Source organism: Mucilaginibacter sp. PAMB04274 (assembly GCF_039634385.2).
GTDB lineage: Bacteria > Bacteroidota > Bacteroidia > Sphingobacteriales > Sphingobacteriaceae > Mucilaginibacter.
On record NZ_CP155081.2, the window covers coordinates 566,675 to 588,526 of the forward strand.

Annotated in this window: 22 protein-coding genes; 14 read left to right on the forward strand and 8 right to left on the reverse strand. The window is 43.9% G+C overall.

Annotated elements, in window-relative coordinates:
• Window positions 1–2 precede the first annotated feature (2 nt).
• The 6 genes from ABDD95_RS02310 (at window position 3) to hemH (ending at window position 5,012) form a co-directional block, all read left to right on the forward strand.
• On the forward strand, window positions 3–1,091 hold the full coding sequence (locus ABDD95_RS02310) for a glycosyltransferase family 2 protein (protein ID WP_345950295.1): 1,089 nt from the start codon (window positions 3–5) through the stop codon (window positions 1,089–1,091).
• Window positions 1,088–1,720 (forward strand): carotenoid biosynthesis protein, encoded by a 633-nt coding sequence (locus ABDD95_RS02315; RefSeq protein ID WP_345950296.1) that lies wholly within the window; start codon window positions 1,088–1,090, stop codon window positions 1,718–1,720. The genes ABDD95_RS02310 and ABDD95_RS02315 overlap by 4 nt, the downstream gene beginning before the upstream one ends.
• Window positions 1,721–1,948: 228 nt before the next feature.
• Window positions 1,949–2,800 carry a 4-hydroxy-3-methylbut-2-enyl diphosphate reductase gene (locus tag ABDD95_RS02320; protein WP_345950297.1) on the forward strand — a complete coding sequence of 284 codons (852 nt, stop codon included), beginning with the start codon at window positions 1,949–1,951 and terminating at the stop codon, window positions 2,798–2,800.
• 66 nt (window positions 2,801–2,866) lie between these two features.
• Entirely contained in the window at window positions 2,867–3,568 is a 702-nt protein-coding gene (locus ABDD95_RS02325) for a fatty acid desaturase (RefSeq protein WP_345950298.1), read from the forward strand.
• Between the two features lie 93 nt (window positions 3,569–3,661).
• Window positions 3,662–3,886: a DUF4287 domain-containing protein gene (locus tag ABDD95_RS02330; protein ID WP_345950299.1), complete on the forward strand. Its 225-nt coding sequence runs from the start codon at window positions 3,662–3,664 to the stop codon at window positions 3,884–3,886.
• A 109-nt stretch (window positions 3,887–3,995) separates the two neighbouring features.
• The gene (gene hemH, locus ABDD95_RS02335) at window positions 3,996–5,012 is read left to right on the forward strand and encodes a ferrochelatase (protein ID WP_345950300.1); all 1,017 of its coding nucleotides are present in this window, start codon (window positions 3,996–3,998) and stop codon (window positions 5,010–5,012) included.
• A 90-nt stretch (window positions 5,013–5,102) separates the two neighbouring features.
• Here hemH and ABDD95_RS02340 read toward each other — a convergent pair whose 3' ends face one another.
• Window positions 5,103–6,326: a glycosyltransferase N-terminal domain-containing protein gene (locus ABDD95_RS02340; RefSeq protein WP_345950301.1), complete on the reverse strand. Its 1,224-nt coding sequence runs from the start codon at window positions 6,324–6,326 to the stop codon at window positions 5,103–5,105.
• Window positions 6,327–6,393: 67 nt separating this feature from the next.
• On the opposite strand from ABDD95_RS02340, the gene ABDD95_RS02345 reads away from it, so the two are divergent.
• From ABDD95_RS02345 to rfbB, 4 genes are all read left to right on the forward strand, one after another.
• The gene (locus tag ABDD95_RS02345) at window positions 6,394–7,710 is read left to right on the forward strand and encodes a UDP-glucose/GDP-mannose dehydrogenase family protein (RefSeq protein WP_345948362.1); all 1,317 of its coding nucleotides are present in this window, start codon (window positions 6,394–6,396) and stop codon (window positions 7,708–7,710) included.
• A gap of 154 nt (window positions 7,711–7,864) precedes the next feature.
• Window positions 7,865–8,845 (forward strand): UDP-glucuronic acid decarboxylase family protein, encoded by a 981-nt coding sequence (locus tag ABDD95_RS02350; protein ID WP_345952085.1) that lies wholly within the window; start codon window positions 7,865–7,867, stop codon window positions 8,843–8,845.
• A gap of 27 nt (window positions 8,846–8,872) precedes the next feature.
• Entirely contained in the window at window positions 8,873–9,895 is a 1,023-nt protein-coding gene (gene galE, locus ABDD95_RS02355) for a UDP-glucose 4-epimerase GalE (protein ID WP_345950302.1), read from the forward strand.
• Window positions 9,896–9,912: 17 nt separating this feature from the next.
• Window positions 9,913–10,965 (forward strand): dTDP-glucose 4,6-dehydratase, encoded by a 1,053-nt coding sequence (gene rfbB / locus ABDD95_RS02360; RefSeq protein ID WP_345950303.1) that lies wholly within the window; start codon window positions 9,913–9,915, stop codon window positions 10,963–10,965.
• A 193-nt stretch (window positions 10,966–11,158) separates the two neighbouring features.
• Here the strand turns inward: rfbB and ABDD95_RS02365 are convergent, their stop codons facing one another.
• Window positions 11,159–12,256, reverse strand: a complete 1,098-nt coding sequence (locus ABDD95_RS02365; protein WP_345950304.1) for a lipase family protein — start codon at window positions 12,254–12,256, stop codon at window positions 11,159–11,161.
• Window positions 12,257–12,504: 248 nt separating this feature from the next.
• On the opposite strand from ABDD95_RS02365, the gene ABDD95_RS02370 reads away from it, so the two are divergent.
• Complete coding sequence (locus ABDD95_RS02370; RefSeq protein ID WP_345950305.1) at window positions 12,505–13,248, forward strand: TlpA disulfide reductase family protein; 744 nt, start codon at window positions 12,505–12,507, stop codon at window positions 13,246–13,248.
• Between the two features lie 36 nt (window positions 13,249–13,284).
• Here the strand turns inward: ABDD95_RS02370 and ABDD95_RS02375 are convergent, their stop codons facing one another.
• Window positions 13,285–13,638, reverse strand: coding sequence for an iron-sulfur cluster assembly accessory protein (locus ABDD95_RS02375; protein ID WP_345950306.1), 354 nt, complete (start codon window positions 13,636–13,638; stop codon window positions 13,285–13,287).
• A gap of 92 nt (window positions 13,639–13,730) precedes the next feature.
• On the opposite strand from ABDD95_RS02375, the gene ABDD95_RS02380 reads away from it, so the two are divergent.
• Window positions 13,731–14,261, forward strand: coding sequence for a hypothetical protein (locus tag ABDD95_RS02380; protein WP_345950307.1), 531 nt, complete (start codon window positions 13,731–13,733; stop codon window positions 14,259–14,261).
• 490 nt (window positions 14,262–14,751) lie between these two features.
• Window positions 14,752–16,179, forward strand: coding sequence for a chromosomal replication initiator protein DnaA (gene dnaA, locus ABDD95_RS02385; protein ID WP_345950308.1), 1,428 nt, complete (start codon window positions 14,752–14,754; stop codon window positions 16,177–16,179).
• Between the two features lie 190 nt (window positions 16,180–16,369).
• Here dnaA and ABDD95_RS02390 read toward each other — a convergent pair whose 3' ends face one another.
• The 5 genes from ABDD95_RS02390 to ABDD95_RS02410 all read right to left on the reverse strand — a co-directional run bounded on the left by ABDD95_RS02390 (window position 16,370) and on the right by ABDD95_RS02410 (window position 19,276).
• Window positions 16,370–16,918 (reverse strand): NUDIX hydrolase, encoded by a 549-nt coding sequence (locus ABDD95_RS02390; RefSeq protein WP_345950309.1) that lies wholly within the window; start codon window positions 16,916–16,918, stop codon window positions 16,370–16,372.
• The gene (locus ABDD95_RS02395; RefSeq protein WP_345950310.1) at window positions 16,911–17,321 is read right to left on the reverse strand and encodes a hypothetical protein; all 411 of its coding nucleotides are present in this window, start codon (window positions 17,319–17,321) and stop codon (window positions 16,911–16,913) included. The genes ABDD95_RS02390 and ABDD95_RS02395 overlap by 8 nt, the downstream gene beginning before the upstream one ends.
• Before the next feature lie 11 nt (window positions 17,322–17,332).
• The gene (locus ABDD95_RS02400) at window positions 17,333–18,130 is read right to left on the reverse strand and encodes a TPM domain-containing protein (RefSeq protein ID WP_345950311.1); all 798 of its coding nucleotides are present in this window, start codon (window positions 18,128–18,130) and stop codon (window positions 17,333–17,335) included.
• Window positions 18,131–18,148: 18 nt separating this feature from the next.
• Window positions 18,149–18,583, reverse strand: coding sequence for a TPM domain-containing protein (locus ABDD95_RS02405; RefSeq protein ID WP_345950312.1), 435 nt, complete (start codon window positions 18,581–18,583; stop codon window positions 18,149–18,151).
• Window positions 18,584–18,697: 114 nt separating this feature from the next.
• Entirely contained in the window at window positions 18,698–19,276 is a 579-nt protein-coding gene (locus ABDD95_RS02410) for a LemA family protein (RefSeq protein WP_345950313.1), read from the reverse strand.
• A gap of 162 nt (window positions 19,277–19,438) precedes the next feature.
• Between ABDD95_RS02410 and ABDD95_RS02415 the strand changes: the two genes are divergently transcribed.
• Complete coding sequence (locus ABDD95_RS02415) at window positions 19,439–21,718, forward strand: GH92 family glycosyl hydrolase (RefSeq protein WP_345952086.1); 2,280 nt, start codon at window positions 19,439–19,441, stop codon at window positions 21,716–21,718.
• The last annotated feature ends 134 nt before the right edge of the window (window positions 21,719–21,852 follow it).

Here is a 21,852-nt window from a genome sequence, read left to right on the forward strand (position 1 = left end):
ACGTGATCATCGCCATTTTAATCGTCTTTTTCTTTCTGATTCTGCGCTTTGTTGTTACCCTGTTTAACTTCATATCAGACCCCAAACTGCGCAAGGTTAACCGGATGCAGGAAGAAATGGTCTCAATTCTCATTCCGGCACGTAACGAAGAGAATAATATTCTTACGCTGCTGCAGTCTATACATGAGCAGGACTATCCTAATTTTGAAGTGATTGTGCTGGATGATGATTCATCGGACCGTACGTATGAAATTTGTGAGGCGTTTTGCGCTACTCATAAGCGCTTCAGGGTAATGCGCGGAAAGCCGCTGCCCCAAGGCTGGCTAGGCAAAACGTATGCCTGCCATCAACTTTCGCAGGAGGCCAAAGGGAGTTACATGCTGTTTTTAGATGCTGATGAGCAGGTGTATGATGGATTAATAAACAGTGCGGTGCATCGGGTTAAATCAAAACACCTGGCCTTGCTTAGCTTATTTACCAACCAGGATATGCGCACCCTGGGTGAGCGTACGGTTGTGCCTTTAATGCACTACTTATTGCTTAATTTGCTGCCCATACGTTTAATTTACCTCACCAAAAATCCGGCTTTTGCTGCTGCCAGCGGTCAGTTTATGATGTTTCATGCTGCCTTATACCGCCAGCACCAATGGCATGAGCTATCCAAGGATCGTATAGTAGAAGACGTTGAGATAATGAAGCTGGTTAAAGCTAAAAAGCTGTATGGTGAAAGCTTGCTGGCCAATAATTTAATTACCTGTCGTATGTACACAGGTTATTGGGATGGCGTTTTGGGTTTTAGCAAAAACTTTTTAGCGCCTTTTAATTATAGCGTGCTGGGTTTTTTATTTTACCTGGTTATTATTATCGGCGGCCCCTTACTGGTCATCTCAACTTTAAATTTGCCTCTTATCTTGTTCATGTGCGGGCTCATTGTTTTAACCCGTATTATGATATCGCTGGCATCGGGGCAAAGTGCTTTATACAATAGTTTACTGCACCCTGTGCAAATGTTTACGTTGGTAGTAATTGGTTTTTATGCGATACAAAACCACCTCACCAAAAACAACGTGTGGAAAGGCCGCCGTATATGAGGTTAAGCAAAACTAGAGTATCGGTCATTGTTATTATTCTTTTTCACTTTGTAGGCTTAATTGGCTTTATGGTGCCGTCATTCAGGCCTGTGTTTTCGAAACTGGTGCCGTTTCACTTACTGCTGATGTTAGCGGTGGTGTTGGTAAACCATTACAAGGCCGATTCGAGATTTTGGCGTTTTGCCTGGCTTGTTTTTGTTATGGGCATAGTTGTAGAATGGATAGGGGTGCATAAGCACTGGATATTCGGCGATTATGATTACGGAAGAACGCTGGGTATAAAATTTTTTGATATACCATTGATGATAGGTATAAACTGGTTTCTGCTTATTTATGCTACTGGCGTGTTAATGCAAAGGAGCCGTTTGAAAAGCGCCGCCGCCCGCGTACTCCTAGGCGCTGCGCTACTCGTACTGCTAGATTTGCTGATAGAGCCCATAGCCATCAAGTTTGATTATTGGAGTTGGGCGGGCGGCGTACCAACACTAAAGAACTATATAGGTTGGTTTTTTGTAAGCGCTGCATTCTTGGGTCTTTTTGAGGCTTTCAAGATTAAGCCGCAAACCATAGTAGCACCCATATTACTGCTGGTGGAGTTTGTGTTTTTTGGATTATTGCAATTAGCTTAAGTTATTTCTCAAGTTTATTAAGAGAGTTTACAGCAGCCTTATCAAAGTAAAGTGTTATCAATTTAAGTTGTTAACTGAGCTTCAGCAAGAAATCTTTCTAAGGCGGTAAGTTCATCCATCTTAATAAGATTTCCAATTTTATTGAAATGATGGGGAAATACAAGATCGCAACAAAGCCTTCCAGGCGAGGGGATTTTACTAACATTTTATTTGTAATTTTGCAATTACATGGGAGCATATCAATTACAGGTTCAGATAGATCAGGATTCGGGGTTTTGCTTTGGCGTGGTGTATGCTATTGATATGGCCGAGGAAATACTGGCCGAGGAAGGCTACTTGTATTGCCTGGGCGATATTGTGCATAACGATGAGGAAGTTGAACGTCTGAAAGCCAAAGGTCTGCGTATAATTGACCATGCCGATCTGGTAAACCTTCATAACGAGAAAGTGCTTATACGTGCCCACGGCGAAGCGCCCGAAACCTACCGGTTAGCGTTGCAAAATAATATCACGCTAATTGATGCTTCATGCCCGGTGGTGCTTAAGCTGCAAAACCGTATCAAAACTTCGCATGATAGCAAAGAGAATATTTTGATTTTTGGTAAGCATGGACATGCCGAAGTAATTGGCCTGCAAGGGCAGACTAATAATGAAGCTAAAGTTTTTCAGGACATTGCTGAACTGGATACTATGGAGCTGCCGCAACAAATTACGCTGTACAGCCAAACTACTAAAAGCACCGACAAGTTTTACCGCGTTAAAGAAGAACTAATTGCCCGTGGCTACGAGGTGAAAGCTAACGATACTATATGCAGACAAGTATCAAACCGCGATAAGGACTTGCCTGAATTTGCACAAAAATTTAATAAAATAGTATTTGTGTCGGGTAAAAAGTCCTCTAACGGCAAGGTGCTGTTCGAGGTGTGCCGAAAACATAATCCCAACACCTACTTCATTTCGGCTCCTGATGAACTTAAGCCTGATATGTTTTTGCCCGGCGATACTATCGGTATTAGTGGTGCAACTTCAACCCCTATGTGGCTAATGGAGCAGGTTAAGGCAGAACTGGAAAGCTATTGATAGGCTAACTCCTTAAAAGGGGTAGTACCAGTCTGAACAAATACGCACAGGGCCTGTTAGTAACTTATGGAACACCAGTACAAGCTATCCAATAAAGCGCAGTCATCAGTTGGCTTGGGCGCTTTGATTGCGCTTATAGTTATTGGTTGCTGGTTTACTTCTACCATATTACTAATGCAATGGGATGTTAAATTCACCAACCCCCTGCTGTATTTATTTATCCTGTTGCAAATGCACCTATATACCGGGTTGTTCATCACAGCACATGATGCTATGCACGGTACGGTGTCATCCAATAAATTTGTAAACAACGCCGCGGGCTATATCACTACCTTTTTATATGCTGCCTTTTGGTATCCGCAATTATATACCAAACACCATAAGCACCACAGCCACGTGCACTCCGATGAAGATCCGGATTATCATCACGGCAGTTTTATAGCATGGTATTTCCGGTTTATCCGCAACTATCTTTCTATCTGGCAGGTTGTTTTTATGGCAGCCCTGTTCAATGTGCTTAAAATATGGATACCTCAGGCTAATCTCATTTTGTTTTGGGTTGTCCCATCGTTGTTAAGCACACTTCAGCTGTTTTATTTTGGCACCTATCAGCCCCACAAAGGCGAGCATGATAATCAGTATCATTCGCGCACCCAAAATAAAAATCATGTGTTTGCTTTCCTTTCCTGCTACTTTTTCGGTTATCATTACGAGCATCATCATTCGCCAGGTATGCCTTGGTGGCGCTTGTGGCAAACTAAAAAATAGAGTTTGTCGCAAACGGCCACTTAAACTGTCGTACGCACGCCTTTGTTAATTTGAGTAAAGCTGCTTACTTTGTGGGTACTAAAACCATGTACCATGTCATTTCAAGCTTACATCGATAATATCCAGGCAAAAACAGGTAAAGGGCCCGAAGATTTTAAGAAGCTGGCCGAAGAAAAGGGGTTTACCTTAAACGGTGCTATAAAACCTGGTGTTAAAGCAGGCGATATCACCAACTGGCTAAAGGCTGATTTTGAATTAGGCCATGGTCATGCAATGGCAATTTATGCCTTACTTAAAGGAGATAAAACATATCAATAATGACATTGATCACATTGCGCCTTTCAGAGCCAGTATTACACTCACCTGACAATTTATTTTAGATATTTGCAGTCCCGAAATTGCTCCCCTTTAGGGAGTTGGGCAGTTTATGAAAAAAGGAGTTTTATTAGTAAATCTGGGTACGCCCGATAGTCCTGAAACGAAAGATGTGCGCCGCTATTTGGATGAATTCCTGATGGATGAGCGTGTTATTGATATTAATGCATTTAGCCGCACTTTGTTAATTAAAGGGATTATCGTGCCTTTTCGTGGTCCAAAGTCAGCCAAATCATACAAGGAGATTTGGACGGAGGAAGGGTCGCCGCTAATGGTTTACACGGTCAAATCTGCTAATTTGCTTAAGGCACGTTTAGGTGATGAATATCATGTAGAAATGGCTATGCGCTATCAAAATCCGTCTATCCAGTCGGCTTTGGATAAATTACGTGCTGCACAGGTTACTTCTATCCAGGTTATTCCACTGTTTCCGCAGTATGCCTCAGCCTCAACAGGTTCGGTGCAGCAAAAGGTAATGGAAATTGTAAGCAAATGGCAGGCAATTCCCACCATTAGCTTCCTGAATTCCTTTTATGATAATGAACTGGTAATTGAGGCCTTCGCCCACAATGGAGCCAAACATAAGCCTGAAACTTACGATCATATATTATTCAGTTTCCACGGGTTGCCACAACGGCAAATGATTAAAGCCGATGAAACCAAACAGCATTGTTTGAAAGTGGCTAACTGCTGTGATACCATCACCGGCGCTAACCGCTTTTGCTATAGCGCCCAATGCCACGCTACCGCCCGTTTAATAGCCGAAAAATTAAATATTCCTAAAGAGAAGTATACGCTTACTTTTCAATCGCGTTTAGGGCGCGACCCTTGGATGCAACCTTACACCAGCGAGGTAGTTGCAGAAATGGCCAAGAAAGGTATTAAGAGAATGCTCGTATTCTGTCCTGCCTTTGTAGCCGACTGTCTGGAAACCGTATTTGAAGTATCAGAAGAATATAACGAAGAATTTAAAGCGTTGGGTGGAGAGCATATTCAACTGGTTGAGAGCCTAAACGATTCGCCGCTTTGGATCGATGCCCTGGAGCAGATGGTAAGATCTGGTAACTAATTTAAAGTGTCTCTTCTTCGGTAGAGTAGGGAGGAGTACAATTAGATTCGTCTATAATGCTCAGCAAACCGTGGTCGGAAGTAAGCTGTTTCAGCTCCTAATCTGAATATTCTTCATAATCATTTCTGTCGCACCTTTACCATTAGCAACGTAGTTCTTGGCTGTTCTGCTGGCATGCGCCCAGTGGGCATTATCGCCTATGAGCTCATTGGCAATGTCAGTTAATTGTTGCTGATTATTGATACTGAACCCTGCTTTTAATTTTACCAGATCTCGTGCTTCTTTAAAGCGGGTGTAGTTAGGCCCAAAGATAACAGGCAGGCCAAACGCAGCTGCCTCCAGCGTGTTATGAATACCTACGCCAAAGCCACCACCAATATAAGCTATCTCCCCATATTGGTACAATGAAGACAGCATACCAATGTTATCTATTATTAATGCCTGATAAGTTGACAACTCATTCTTCAATTCAGCAATTTGCGAAAAGCGGGCTGTTTTACCTTTTGGCAAAAGCTTTATTAGATTGTCAATCTTCTCGCTGGTAATTTCGTGGGGTGCAAAAATAAACTTCCAATCAGGGTGTGTATTAAGTAGGGGCGCTATAATCGCCTCATCTGGCGGCCAGGTACTACCAGCCACAAAAACCGAATGTCCGCTTTTAAATTGTTGAATTAGGGGTAGTGCTTTAGGGGTATTAGCATTGGTCCATACGCGGTCAAACCGGGTGTCGCCGCTAACCAAAACATTGCTAATGCCTATAGTGCTTAATAGTTCCTTTGAAGCTTCGTCCTGCACAAACAGACAGGTAATCTTACTTAGTATTTGCCTATGCAGGCTGCCGTAGCTTTTAAAGAATACTTGCTTTTGGCGAAAGATAGCCGAGATAACGTATAAAGGCACCTGCATGCTATGCAACTCGTTAAAATAATGATACCAGTACTCATACTTGGTAAATATTGCAGCAACAGGTTGTATGGCTGCTACAAACTCTTGAGCATTGCTGGCGGTATCTAACGGTAAATAATAAACCGCATCAGCCAATGGCGTGTTTTTCCTTATTTCGTAGCCCGATGGCGAAAAAAAAGTAACAACGATTGGATGCTCAGGATACAGCGTTTTTATAGCCTCCATAACAGGCCGTCCCTGCTCAAATTCACCTAACGAGGCAAAGTGAAACCAAATGCTGTTTTTAAGCGGGATGATTTTTTGACTGCGTCTTCCGTTTACCCAGGCTTTGGCCTTAGTGTTAAATAGAGATACAATTATTGCAAAGAAATAATAAAATCTTATGCCAATATTATATAGTATGAGCATTTAAAATGAAAGTCTTATATTCGTCAGGTATAAAAGTACAAATACGGCAACATAATTTTTTAATTATATGAGAATAGCGGTAGTAGGGACAGGCTATGTGGGATTGGTAACGGGGACCTGTCTGGCAGAGACGGGCAATGAGGTGGTCTGTGTAGACATCAATGAAAAGAAGGTAGAGATGATGAAGGCAGGTCAGCTGCCCATCTATGAGCCAGGACTGGAGCTGTTGTTTCACCGCAACATCGCCCAGGGCCGGCTGTCGTTCACCTCCAACCTGGCCGAAGGGATCGGGGAAGCCAAGATCATCTTTCTGGCCCTGCCTACCCCTCCGGGCGGCGACGGCGCAGCCGACCTCAGTTACGTGCTGGGTGCAGCCGGCGACATCGCCAAACTGCTGACCGATTATAAAGTGATCGTGACCAAATCAACCGTACCGGTGGGCACGGCAGATAAGGTAACGGCCGTTATGCAGCAGCATGCAGCACCCGGGGTGGAATATGCCGTGGTGAGCAACCCTGAGTTCTTAAGAGAAGGGGTAGCTGTGGAAGACTTCATGAAGCCCGACCGCGTAGTGGTAGGCACCTCTGATGAACGTGCCCGCAAGCTCATGGGCGAGCTTTACGGCCCATACGTGCGCCAGGGTAACCCTATCATCTTTATGGATGAGCGGAGCTCAGAGCTTACCAAGTATGCGGCCAACTCGTTTCTGGCCACCAAGATCTCGTTTATGAACGAGATTGCCAATATGTGCGAGCTGGTAGGAGCAGATGTGGATATGGTGCGCAAAGGCATCGGGGCAGATGAACGCATCGGTAAACGCTTTTTGTTTGCCGGCATTGGCTACGGCGGCAGCTGCTTTCCTAAAGACGTACAGGCCCTGGCTAAATCGGCCCAGGAGAACCGCTACGACTTTAAGATCCTCAACTCGGTGATGGAAGTGAACGAGATCCAAAAGACGGTACTGACCGAAAAGGTAAAGAAATACTATAACGGCGAACTTGCCGGCAAGCATTTTGCCCTGTGGGGCCTGGCCTTTAAGCCCGAGACGGATGATATCCGCGAGGCACCGGCCCTGTACATTATCGATGCCCTGGTAGCAGCCGGCGCTACAGTGACCGCCTTTGACCCCGAGGGGATGAAGAACGTCGAGAACCTGATCGGTGATAAGATCAAGTATGCCGAAAACCAGTACGAAGCACTGGAGGGCGCCGATGCGCTGCTGATTGTGACCGAATGGTCACTGTTCCGCACGCCGGACTTTAACAAGGTAGAAAGCCTTTTGAAAGCCAAGGTGATCTTTGATGGACGTAACCTGTACGACCTGGACAAGATGATCGACTGCGGCTTTTACTATAACTCTATTGGACGCAAGGAAGTGAAGTAGTTGCGTTCGATGGTTTATAGTTGATAGTACATAGAGTGAGAAGAACTTCTCGTTTAAACGATATGCTACCCAATATTGATCATCAACCAACAAAAGCGATGAACCGTGGTCTATGAACCATGAAGTATAACCAATAACCACTATGAACCAAGACATAAAAGGCAAAAGAGTACTCATTACCGGAGCGGCAGGCTTTCTGGGCTCGCACCTGTGCGACCGCTTTATCAAAGAAGGGTGCCGGGTGATCGGTATGGACAACCTCATTACGGGCGACCTGAAGAACATTGAGCATTTGTTCAAACTCGAGCAGTTCGAGTTTTATAACCACGACGTATCCAAGTTTGTGCACATACCGGGGCATTTGGATTACATCCTGCACTTTGCCTCACCGGCAAGCCCGATCGATTATCTAAAGATCCCGATCCAGACGCTTAAGGTAGGCTCGCTGGGCACGCATAACCTTTTGGGACTGGCCCGTGCCAAAGGCGCCCGGATGCTGATCGCCTCCACCTCGGAGGTGTACGGCGACCCGAACGTAAACCCGCAGCCGGAGGAATACTGGGGCAACGTAAACCCGGTAGGACCAAGAGGCGTGTATGACGAGGCCAAGCGCTTCCAGGAAGCCATTACGATGGCCTACCATACCTTCCATGGGGTGGAGACCCGCATTGTACGGATCTTTAACACCTACGGACCAAGGATGCGCCTGAACGACGGGCGGGTGCTGCCGGCTTTCATTGGCCAGGCCTTAAGAGGCGAGCCGCTGACGATGTTCGGTGACGGAAGCCAGACCAGGGCGTTCTGCTATGTGGATGATCTGGTGGAGGGCATTTACAGGTTGCTTTTGAGCGATTACGTGCAGCCGATGAACATTGGTAACCCCGATGAGATCACTATCAGGGAATTTGGAGAGGAGATCATCAAGCTGACCGGTACCAACCAGCAGCTCATCTCCAAGCCGCTGCCAACGGATGATCCGAAGCAAAGAAGGCCGGATATCACCAAGGCCAAAGCCATACTGGGCTGGGAGCCCAAGGTGTCACGTCAGGAAGGACTGAAGATCACCTACGAGTACTTCAAATCACTCCCTCAGCACATCATCGAACACAAAGAGTTCGACGCTTTCAATAAATAATTTTATTATTGTCAAAAAAGCATCACTATGAAAAAAATATTGGTAACGGGGGGATTAGGATTTATTGGTTCGCACACCGTAGTGGAGTTGGTAAATGCAGGTTATGAGCCTGTAATTATTGATGATTTATCTAACTCACACATCAGCATTTTAGACCAGCTAACAACTATATTAGGTTTTAAGCCGGTATTTCATCAGCTGGATTTGTGCGACGAGGCCGCTGTTAAAAACTTGGCTACAAGCGTGGCCGATGTAGAAGGAATAATTCACTTTGCTGCCTTCAAAGCAGTAGGCGAATCGGTACAGTATCCATTAAAATATTACCGTAACAATTTTTACTCGTTGCTTAACTTGCTTAACGCCTATTATGGTAAGCCGTTAAACTTTGTGTTTTCATCAAGCTGTACGGTTTATGGCCAGCCCGACCAATTGCCTGTAACTGAGGATGCGCCGGTTAAACCAGCTCAATCGCCTTATGGTAATACCAAACAAATAGCCGAGGAGATATTGCAGGATATGATCGCATCTGGCAGTAACTATAAAGTGGTATCGCTACGTTATTTTAACCCGGTTGGTGCGCATGAGTCGGCATTAATTGGTGAGTTACCTATTGGTGTTCCACAGAATTTAGTGCCTTTTATTACGCAAACAGCTATTGGCAAGCGGGAAAAGGTAACTGTGTTTGGTAATGATTACAACACACCTGATGGCAGTTGCATACGCGATTATATACACGTAGTAGATTTAGCGAAAGCACATGTGGCTGCGTTAAGATTGATGGAAGAAGAAAGTTTTAAAGGATACGATGTATTTAACATTGGCACGGGTAAAGGAACATCTGTACTGGAAATTGTAAATGCTTTTGAGCGTGCAACCGGTGTAAAATTTGCCTGGGAGATTGGTCCGCGCCGCGGTGGCGATGTGGAGCAAGTGTGGGGAGATGTAACAAAATCTGAGCAGGTACTTAAATGGCGTGCCGAACTGGACGTTGATACTATGATGGCTTCTGCATGGAAGTGGGAAAAAGCAATTGCTAATAAACCCTTGTAAATAGTTTAAGGTAAATCATGAAAAAAATTATTATTACCGGCGGGGCCGGCTTTATCGGTTCGCATGTGGTGCGCAGGTTTGTTAAGTTTCATCCGGAGTATGAGATCATTAACCTGGATAAACTTACGTATGCCGGTAATTTGGCCAACTTAAAAGATATTGAAAACGAGCCTAATTACAGATTTGTAAAAGGTGATATTGTTGATGCGCAGTTTATTGATGAGTTGTTTGCTGCGGAAAAACCGGATGCGGTTATTCACCTGGCTGCTGAGTCGCACGTTGACCGTTCAATTGCTAATCCGCTGGAGTTTGTAATGACGAATGTGGTAGGTACGGTAAACTTGCTTAATGCAGCCCGTTACCACTGGAAAGGCCGTTATGATGAGACTCGCTTTTACCATGTATCAACCGATGAGGTTTATGGCACTTTAGGTGAAGATGGTATGTTTACTGAAGAGACAGCCTATGATCCGCATTCTCCATATTCGGCATCAAAAGCCAGCTCCGACCATATGGTGCGCGCTTACCAGGATACCTACGGTATGGATGCGGTTATTTCTAACTGCTCTAATAACTATGGGTCTTACCATTTTCCGGAAAAACTGATTCCACTTTCTATTCATAATATTACGCAAAACAAGCCAATCCCTATTTATGGTAAAGGTGAAAATGTGCGCGACTGGTTATGGGTTGAAGATCATGCCCGTGCTATCGATGTAATCTTTCATAATGCCAAATCGGGCCAAACCTATAATATTGGCGGTCATAACGAGTGGAAGAACATTGACCTGATTAAGCTTTTGTGCGAAATTATGGACAAGAAGTTGGGGCGTGAGCCTGGAACATCAGCTCAGCTGATCACTTATGTAACCGACCGTGCAGGGCATGATTTGCGTTATGCCATTGATGCTACTAAATTGAAAAATGAATTAGGTTGGACGCCAAGCATAACTTTTGAAGAAGGCCTGGAGAAAACTGTTGACTGGTATTTAAATAATGAAGGATGGTTAAATGATGTTACATCAGGCCATTATCAACAGTATTACGAGGAACAGTATACTAACCGCTAATTAGCGCATAAAGTAGCCCTTATTTTTTTAACTATAAAATATCCTGATGCAGGCCACACGGCCTGCATTTTTTGTTAAGCAACAAACTGTTATCTCGATCAGATTAGTGATAGCTTGACAAGGACTTATTGTTAGCACTCGAAACGACAATCAGTTTGTATACCAATACCTATAAAGCCCTATTCTTGAGATTCTAATGCGGGTCTAACTTGTATTCCTTCTCCGTTAAATAGTAATATGGCCAAAACATGTGGTGTGTAAATACATTTTTTGGATCATCAGGAAATTTCTTCCTGTAATCATCATCAGGCATTAAGATGACAGGAACGCCGCAACTGGTGTATTGGTTAGTTGGGGCATATGCCGGTTCTTTAAACTGGGGCAGGCTTTTCTTAATGAACTTGTAAACCATATGCCCAAGATATTTCTGGTTATTTTTTACCGACCTAACAGGTGGCTTACGTAGCCGGTTATAAACGTGTTTAATATATAGCTTCACAAAAAAGGACTGTTTCTGAATAGCTCCGCCAATATCTCCAAAAGGATTGGGCTGGGCAATGTCATCAAATGTTTGTATGGTAAAGGGTGTTTGCGGCACCCAGTCGGCAGCGTTTATAACAGCAATACTCCAGCCGCCCCGGGTTAAGTAATCATAATCATATGCGTAATACAGATTGCCCGGTTTTGGTGGGGCACTGCAATAAGTCTTAAATACCATGTCGGCAGGAATGGTATTATGCAACTGTAGCCAGGCCAGATGCGAGCGCAACATATAAGCAATAGCAGCGCCCTGGCTATGCCCCATAATGTATATGTTCTTAATTCCTTGCTTTTGATACAGCTTGTTAATTTGTTGTACAACACTGTTTGATATATTGGCCATACCCAGCAGCCAGCCTATATGTACAGCGGCTTTTGGGTGGTTAGCTAAATGATATTTAAATGTTGTGCTATCATTAATATGCAACTGACCAATTGCAGGCACACTGGCCGCATAAAAATTTTCCAACCAGCTTACCGCATCTGCCGTAGTGCCTCTAATGCTGATAATAGCTGTCTTGTTACTGCCATTAACCCAAAGTTCCCACCGGTTAAGCAGCGGGCCTACCGCCGAGCGGTAAGCCCTGCGGTAATGTTCCGGCCTTGGTGTTTGATCGCCTTTCAATGTATCGGTTTGCTGTCGGGATACGCTTAGTAACTCCAGGTACTCTTGCACATCAAAACCTGGTTTAAGCTGGGCATGTGTACTTAAGCTTGCAGCAATTAATACAATAATTAGTATATATTTCATTTGATTTTGTTGTTTCATCGGCAATGGGTACCTGATGGAACCCTGTAGCCATACCCAAAGCTAACTATCTAAACTGCACAACTATGTTTATGTTCTTTAGGCAGGCGCCACAAATAACACAAATCTACATTGATACATTATTGCTATAACTGTGCTCTCATAAGTTGCTATGATGCAAAAGCTTAAAATGAATATAACTGTTTGCATATCAAAGATGCCGGGTGTATCTTGTTAAAAAATCATATCGAATGAAAAAGCTTTTATTGCTACTTATATTATTTCTTGGTTTACAGGTTGTGGTTGTTGCACAAAGCAACAATAGAGCCCCTGTACTTACCGAAAGTACGGTAGTTAGGGATGCAGATGGAACGGTATATCCAAGTTCGGTGTGGCGAAGGTTGTTAAGCACCGGAAGTTATACGATTAAAGCTTATCGCAAAAGCGCTGCTGATACGGTTACTTACGTGTTAAGCAGGCGTAGTGATGAAGAGAAAGAAGCAATGATAGCGCGCTTGCCCAAGCCAGCTGAAAGCACCGTATTTAAAACCGGCGAGCTGTTGAAGCATTTTAAGGATAAAGACATTAATGGCGAAAAGTTTGACACTAAAAAGTTGGCAGGTAAAGTAATTGTGCTTAACTTTTGGTTTATTAACTGTCCGCCTTGCCGACAGGAAATACCGGACCTGAACAAGCTGGTTGATGATTATAAAGACAACAAGGATGTTGTATTTATTGCAGTAGCTCTGGATGAAGCTTACCAGATAGAAGAGTTTATTAAACAACAGCCTTTTAACTACCATATTATTGAAAACGGCCGTTTCCTCGCTAATAGATTTGGACTGCACCTTTATCCTACCAATGTAATTGTTGATAAAGATGGTAAGATCGTGTTCTCGAGCGTTAGTTTCAATTTTGCAAATCCGCGATGGATGAAAAAAGCGATCGACGACGCGCTGGCAGCAGAGAAAACAAAACAGGCAGCGTCTGAGTAAGAGCTGCCTGTTTTGTTTTATATATGGTATCGTTGCTTATACTGAGAATGACGTTCCACAACCGCAGGTACTTTGCGCATTAGGGTTATTGAATACAAAACCGCGGGCATTTAAGCCATCCTGAAAATCAACCTGCATGCCTGCTAGGTACATGCCATGCGCTTTGTGCATGTATACCTTAATACCATCAATCAGGAACTCTTTATCGCCTTCTTTTTTCTGATCAAATCCGAGTATGTAATTCATACCTGCGCAGCCACCTCCCTCAACGCCTACGCGCAAAGCAAAGTCATCGCTCAGCTCTTGCTGGTCTTTTAATTTCCTTATTTCTTTTGCGGCGCCCTCTGTAAAGCTAACCGGTGCAAGTTCAATATCAACAGCAGTGCTCATGTTATTTTAATTTAGCTATACAAATATAAGTTAAATTGCAGATTTTTGTGGCCGCCTGGTTATTTATGACCTGCCACTAACATAATAAAAACATGGTATTGTACGATATATTGCTTGATATTTTAAAATTAACCGTTGCCGGCGTGGGTATAGTATTAGTAGCCTTTTACTTGTTTAAGCCCTATATGGATAAAACGCAGCGGCTGCAGGTTTTGGAGTTAAAAAAAGCTGCCGATAATCAAACGCTTCCGTTAAGGTTGCAGGCTTATGAGCGTATTGTACTTTTTGTAGAGCGTATCAACCCGGCAAACTTGTTGGTGCGGCTTAACGGTTCGGCTTATTCGGCTGCTGATTTGCTGCGGCTGGCCGTGCAGGAGGTAAATGATGAGTACCAGCATAACATAACCCAGCAGGTATATGTAAGTAGCCGGGCGTGGGCGGTTGTTAGGCGCCTTAAAGACGATACCATTGGTTTATTGAACGGAACCTTGCGCAGCTTGCCCGAAAACGCTACTGGTTTGGAGTTTAGCCGGGCTTTGCTTACCCACCTGAGTCAATTGGAGAATAACCCCTACGAGATAGCGGCCGGAATGATTCACAAAGATTTAGAGGAGCTGTTTTAAATTAGCCATGTACCCGTTATTGCACTGCTTTGTTCAACAGGCAATGCAGTGTATGGATAACCGTATACTTAAGGCGGTCGCCTTTTAACCAGCAGTTTAAAATTATTAAAGGGAAAATTTTATGGTGCCGAAAGTCAATTATTTACCATTTAATTGGTAATAAAATTGCTTTTATGGCTTGAGTATTGATGTTAAGCTGGTGCAACGCAAACGTCTAATTAGCGTTTTCTTTTTAAGAACAAACTTAATTTACGTTTTAAAAAATAAAACTTATAATTTATTAATTATGAGGTAGTTGCGTATTATGAAAAGATGAATAAACGCTAGAAAGCACGTGATGCGTGGCTGTTCATAGCATAAAAAAAGCGTCAATACAAATTTTAAATTTAATTTTTTAATCCGCTTTTTTTTCGAATATTCGGTGTTCCGTAGCGGTCTCAATGAAAGTGGAGCCTGGGGTTGGAAATCAGCATTTTATCTTTAAGATTATATGGAAATAACTTGTACTACTGTTTGGAATAGCTGCTTGCAGATTATTAAAGACAACATCCCGACCCAAAGTTTCAAGACTTGGTTCGAGCCTATCAAGGCTTTGAGGTTGGATGGCAGCGTGCTAACCATACAGGTACCAAGTTTATTTTTTTACGAATGGCTTGAAGAACATTACGTAGGTCTGCTTCGTAAAACCATTAAAAAGCAGCTGGGCGACGATGGCCGGCTGGAGTACAACATAGTGGTAGAGCAATCATCATCCAATAAGCCTTTTACAACCAATATGCCTTCAAATGGTAACGGTGCCGAGGCTAAGAATCAATCTATGCCGGTCCCTATTTCTTTAAACAAGGACATCAAAAACCCTTTTGTAATTCCTGGTTTAAAAAAATTACATGTAGATCCTCAGCTTAATCAGAATTATACCTTCGAAAACTTTGTTGAAGGTGATTGTAACCGTTTAGCCCGTTCGGCCGGTTACGCAGTAGCCGCAAAACCTGGTGGTACCTCTTTTAACCCGCTTATGATTTATGGCGGCGTAGGCTTAGGTAAAACCCACCTGGCACAAGCTATTGGTAACGAAATTAAACGTACACTGCCTGATAAATTGGTTTTGTACGTATCGTGCGAAAAATTTACTCAACAGTTTGTTGATGCCTTAAAGCATAATAACATTAACGACTTTGTAAATTTTTATCAGGCTATTGATGTGCTCATTATGGATGATGTGCACAACTTTGCCGGTAAGGAGAAAACGCAGGATTTTTTCTTCCATATATTTAACCACCTGCATCAATCAGGCAGGCAGCTTATAATCACTTCTGATAAAGCCCCTAAAGATCTGGCCGGTTTAGAAGAGCGCTTGTTGTCACGTTTCAAATGGGGTCTATCGGCCGATTTGCAAACGCCTGATCTGGAAACCCGCATGGCTATTCTGAAAAATAAAACTTATCAGGATGGTATTGAGTTGCCGGATGATGTAATTGAGTACGTTGCACACAATATTGATAACAACATTCGTGAGCTGGAAGGCGCCATGGTTTCTTTACTGGCACAATCAACCCTCATGCGTAAGGAGATTGACCTTAACCTGGCTAAGGCGATGCTCAAAAACTTTGTAAAAAATTCTGTTAAAGAAATTTCTATCGAATATATACAAAGCCTGGTTTGCGAGTACTTTGAGGTGCCGGTTGATATGGTGAAATCACAAACCCGTAAACGCGAGATTGTGCAGGCCCGTCAGATATCCATGTACTTGGCCAAAGCACACACTAAAAGTTCTCTGAAATCAATCGGTAACTTCTTTGGTGGCCGCGATCATTCTACCGTTATTTATGCCTGTCAAACCGTTGAGGATTTAATCGACACCGACAAGAAATTTAAAAGCTATGTAGCCGATATTCAGAAAAAACTGAAAATGGCTTAACACTAATACGTCCTTTACTAACCAATTATAACCCGGAGCCCTGCCATAATGTGCAGGGCTTTTCCTATTTAATGCAATATCTTACTTAAGGCCATTACTTGCGCATATAGGGCATTAGTAATTTGTAAAACAAACGGATTAGAGTTGTGGGGGGGGCTGAACAGTTTAAATTTACTTAGGCTTTTCGTTATCATAAAGCACCAAGCTTCATCAAGGCATAAAACAACGTACTACAATGAAGTGCCTGGGTTATTTTATTTTCGGATAGTAACTGCTTAACTTCATCAATAGTATATTCCTCTACTATTATTTGTTCTAGCTCATCCAAATGCTGGCCTTGCGTTTTCTTGCCGCCACGTGCCAGGTAGCAGTGAGTAATGTTATTAGCAGTTGATGGATTGGCATGCAGTTTACAGAGCAATTCAAGGTCGTTAAATTCATAACCGGTTTCCTCCAGCAGTTCGCGTTTCATGCCATCAACGGGCGCTTCGCCCGTTTCAATTACTCCGCCTGGAATTTCCAACGATACCACACCCGCTGCATGGCGATATTGCCGTACCAAAATAATTTTATTATCATCGGTAACGGCTACTGCATTGGCCCAGTCGGGGTATTCGAGTACATAGTAAGAAGGTACAATCCGTCCGTCGGGCATCTGGCATTTATCGGTACGCAGGGTAGCCCATGGCCCTTTATGTATATATTCGGATGATAGTACTTGCCACTTCAAATCAGGCATTGTGTTGTTTTAAATATTGTTGAATAATTTGCCTCTTGCCTATATTTTCAAACGATTGCCAGTGATGTTCTTTTTCCAGCAATTCAAATACCAGCAGTACTTTGTGAAGCTGGGCTATCACCGGTGTCTCAGCCTTAAACGGTTCCGCATGCATATAAAGCAATTGTGCTAAAGTGTCCAGCTTCTCGGCGTTAAAATTGTTTCGTTTAAGCCACAGGTCAAAATCCTTTAGGTCTAATGCCAGTAGCTCCTCTGTTCTGATGTCAAAATCACTAAGCAGGGTATCGTCAAACACTTGTTTAAACTCATCCTCCTTGCCGGCCACGTTTTTAAGACCAAGCAATTTAGCTATCATTTGCGCCATACGTTGTGCCTCTTTGAGCAGATGATCTTTGCGGTACATAACAATAAATTTTACCAGCTGCCGCTGCTGCCCCCACCGCCGAAACTACCGCCGCCAAAACCGCCAAATCCGCCGCCTCCGCCGGAGCTGCCACCGCCTGAGAAACCGCCCCAGCCGCCACTGCTTCGGCCACCGCCACCCAGCATATTGCCAGCTAAAAACCACCAGAACGGGCTTGCGCCACCACGCCTGCCTATAACTTGATTGCCACCGCCGCCACCACGGTTCCTAAAGATGAAGAAGAGAATAATAATGACAATAAAGATAATGATGCCAGCGTTGCCACCGCCATCACCCTGCCTGCGTTTTTTTGCTTTCGGTTCTGCTTTATACTCGCCTTTTATGGCTTGTACAAGATGATCGGTAGCTGCATCCAAACCGGCAAAATAGTTTTCCTGTCTGAAATTAGGCTTTAAGTCATTTTGTATGATTTGCTGGGTTAGTGCGTCCGTTATGGCACCTTCTGCACCATAACCGGTTTGTATAGTTACCTTACGGTCACTCAAGGCAGCCAGCAATAGAACGCCGTTGTTTTTGTCTTTTTGCCCAATGCCCCATGCCCGGCCCAGCTTTACAGCATAATCGGCAATATCATAATCACCAACAGAGCGCATCAGCACCACCGCAATTTGAGTGGAGCTGGAATCATTAAAAGCTACCAGCTTATCTTCCAGCCTTTGCTTCTCATCGGCCGAAAGTGTGTTGGTGTAATCGGTAACCAGCGTAGTTGAACGCTCAGGCAATTGCTGCGCAAAGCCGGTAAGGCTTATGAGCATTATACAAAGCAGGAACAAATATCTTTTAAGCATCGTAAGTTTAAATATAATTTATTCGCCGTCCATAAAAGCTATGTCATCCGATAGCTCATTCTTATCGCCGGTTTCATCAAACGGAAAGTATTGTTTAAGCTGCCGGCCGGCGCTGTCTATACCGGTAGTGACGCCCTGCGCCAAGTTGCCTTGTTTAAAACAGTTCAGCATAGCCTCCTTGGTTTCATCCCAAAAATTATCGGGTACTGCCTGGTTTATACCACCATCGCCTATAATGGCAAACTTATGGTCTTGTGCAGCTAAATAAATAAGCACGCCATTGCGCAACTTGGTTTTATCCATATCCAGCTTGTAAAAGTAAGTGGCTGCGCGGTCTAATGGATCCTCTGAGCAAGTGTTTTCGACTGCCACCCGTATTTCGCCTGATGTGTTTTTTTCAGCACGTTCAATAGCTTGCCTTATTAACTGTTGCTCTTCCTCGTTAAATGCCATGTGATGAAAGAATTAAGTGGTTAATTAGTTGAGTGGTTAATTATTGACAAAATTAAATCCGGCTTAGAGTGTAAACATGACTTAACTAATCAACACCTAACCACTCACTAAAAATTAAAACTGCACCTTTGGCGCGCTTTGGGCGTTGGCTTCGGCCTCAAAATAACCTTTTGGCGTAAAGCCAAACATTTTAGCCGTAAGGTTATTAGGGAAAGTACGCAGCTTGCTGTTGTAAGCTTGTACCGATGTGTTAAAATCCATGCGGGCTACGCTGATGCGGTTTTCAGTGCCTTCTAACTGGCCTTGTAAAGCAGTAAAGTTATCGTTAGCACGCAGGGTAGGATAGTTTTCTGAGGCAACCAGTAATCGGCCCAATGCAGTACTTAACTGGCCTTGTGCTTGTTGAAATTTCTGTACGTTTTCTGGCGTCAGTTTATCGGGGTCAACCTGTATCGATGTTGCTTTAGCGCGGGCTTCAGTTACTTCAATCAGCGTGCTTTTTTCAAAATTAGCAACACCTTTTACAGTTGCAACCAGGTTAGGTATTAAATCGGCCCGGCGCTGGTACTGGCTTTGTACGGCTCCCCACTTGGCCTTGGTATCTTCATCAAGCTTTACCATACTATTATAACCACATGAACTAAATGACATGGCTACCGTAATAAACAGGATGGCTGAAAATAATTTTTTCATGTTTTGTCTTAAATTTTGTTTAAAGTTGATCTTTGGTAATTAGATTACAAACGCTGTACCGTTGTTACAAGTTTTACCATTAATGCCAATATGGCAAATATGTTTCATATCAGTTACTTAATAATTCAAATATAAAAAGTGAAAAAAGCCTGTCTGCCGGTAATACTGCTCTTAGCAAGCTGCCTGGCTACCTCTGCTCAAAATAAAATTACCGAAAAACTGGTGCCTTACGTAAAGCCCATTATAGGCACCCAGCGTATGGGGCACACTTATCCGGGAGCTACCGTGCCTTTTGGTATGGTGCAGTTAAGTCCCGAGACTGATAGTGTAGGCTATGAGCTGAATGGTAAGTACAACCCTAAAGTTTATGAGTATTGTGCCGGCTATCAGTATGACGATAAAACCATAACCGGCTTTAGCCACACACACTTTAGCGGTACCGGCCACTCTGATTTGGGCGATTTTTTAATAATGCCTACCGTAGGTGGTGTAAAATTAAACCCGGGTACAGCCGATAAGCCCGGCAGTGGCTACCGTTCGCGCTTTTCGCACCAGAATGAGGTGAGCGAGGCGGGCTATTACAAGGTAAAGCTGGACGACCCCAATGTGTTAGCCGAGATGACTGCCAGTACACGTGTAGGTTTTCATCAGTATACCTTTCCGCAATCAGACCAGGCGCACATTGTATTGGACTTAACCGCAGGCATTTACAATTACACTGATAAAAACGTATGGACCTATGTACATGTGGTAAACGATACGCTGATAACCGGGTATCGCCAAACTAACGGTTGGGCCAAAAACCGGATATTGTATTTTGCTATGCGTTTCTCCAAGCCTTTTGTATCGCACGGGTTCCGTAACGAATCTACCCGGCAGGTTTATCGTGGCTTTTGGGGTAAATTTAACCAAACGCGTAACTTTCCGGAGATTGCCGGTCAGCGTATAAAGGCTTACTTCGATTTTAAAACTGCCGCCGGCGAGAAGGTGAAAATTAAAATGGCACTATCGCCGGTTAGTATGGAAGGCGCCCTGGCCAACATGCAGACTGAAGTACCTGGCTGGAATTTTGAACAGGTAAAAGCTGCCGCCCAGCAGCAGTGGGAAAGCGAGCTGCATAAAATTGTAATACAAAGCAACAGCCGCGCCACTAAGGAAAATTTTTATACAGCGGTGTATCACACCTTGATTAATCCGACCATTTATATGGATACTGACGGGCAATACAAAGGGATTGACCAAAACGTGCACAAGGCCAACGGCTTTACTAACTATACCACCTTCTCGTTATGGGACACCTACCGGGCCCTGCATCCACTGTTTAATATTATTGCGCCCGAGCGTAATGCCGATATGGTAAAATCAATGCTGGCACATTATGAGCAAAGCCCCGAGCACATGCTGCCGGTATGGTCAAACTCCGGTAACGAGAATTGGTGCATGTCGGGCTATCACAGTGTATCGGTTGTGGCCGATGCTATTATTAAAGATAACACCGCTGGTATTGATGTAAATAAAGCCTTGGAAGCTTGCGTTGCTACCGCCCGTCGCCGCGATTACGAAGGCATTGGTTATTATATGGATAAAGGATATATACCTGATGAACGCAATGGTAACTCGGTATCCAGCACACAGGAGTATGCTTACGACGATTGGTGTATAGCTCAATTAGCCAAGAAGTTAGGTAAACAGGATCTATACGAAGAGTTTAGCAAACGCGCCCAATACTACCGCAACGTTTACGACAAGGCATCGGGCTTTATGCGCCCGCGCTTGGAGAACGGCGCTTTCCGTGCGAAGTTTGACCCGCTGACTACCATTGGACAGGGCTTTATTGAAGGTAACGCCTGGAACTATACCCTGTTTGCACCGCATGATCCTAAAGGACTGATTGAATTGATGGGCGGCAATAAGCGCGTTGTGCCCTATTTGGACTCGCTATTTACCATGCACCTGCCCGATAAGTTTTTTGAAGAAACTGAAGACATAACCCGCGACGGCATTATTGGCAACTATGTGCACGGCAACGAGCCCTCGCACCATGTGGCTTACCTGTACAACTATACCAACCAGCCCTGGAAAACCCAGGAGCGCGTACGCATGATACTGCCTAAAATGTACAAACCCACCCCCGACGGACTGGGCGGCAACGATGATACCGGCCAAATGAGCGCCTGGTTTATCTTTACCAACCTGGGTTTTTACCCTGTATCGCCGGGTAATGATGAGTATGCCTTAGGCAGTCCGGCAATCAATGGTGCTACCATCAACCTGCAAAACGGCAAAACGTTTACAGTGACGGTTAAGAACCAAAGTGATAAAAATGTATACGTACAAAAGGTGCTGCTGAACGGTAAACCACTAACGGGCTTGTCTATTAAGCATGCGGATATTATGAGTGGTGGAGAGCTGGTGTTTTACATGAGTAGCAAGCACAAGTAGCAAACGGTAATCAGTAGGCTTCCATTAATATGTCATTGCGAAGAGCGACAGCGACGTGGTAATATCCGCTTGCTTGGTTGATAACTTTGCATATGGAGATTGCTTCGTTCCTCGCAATGACATAAATAAATGTT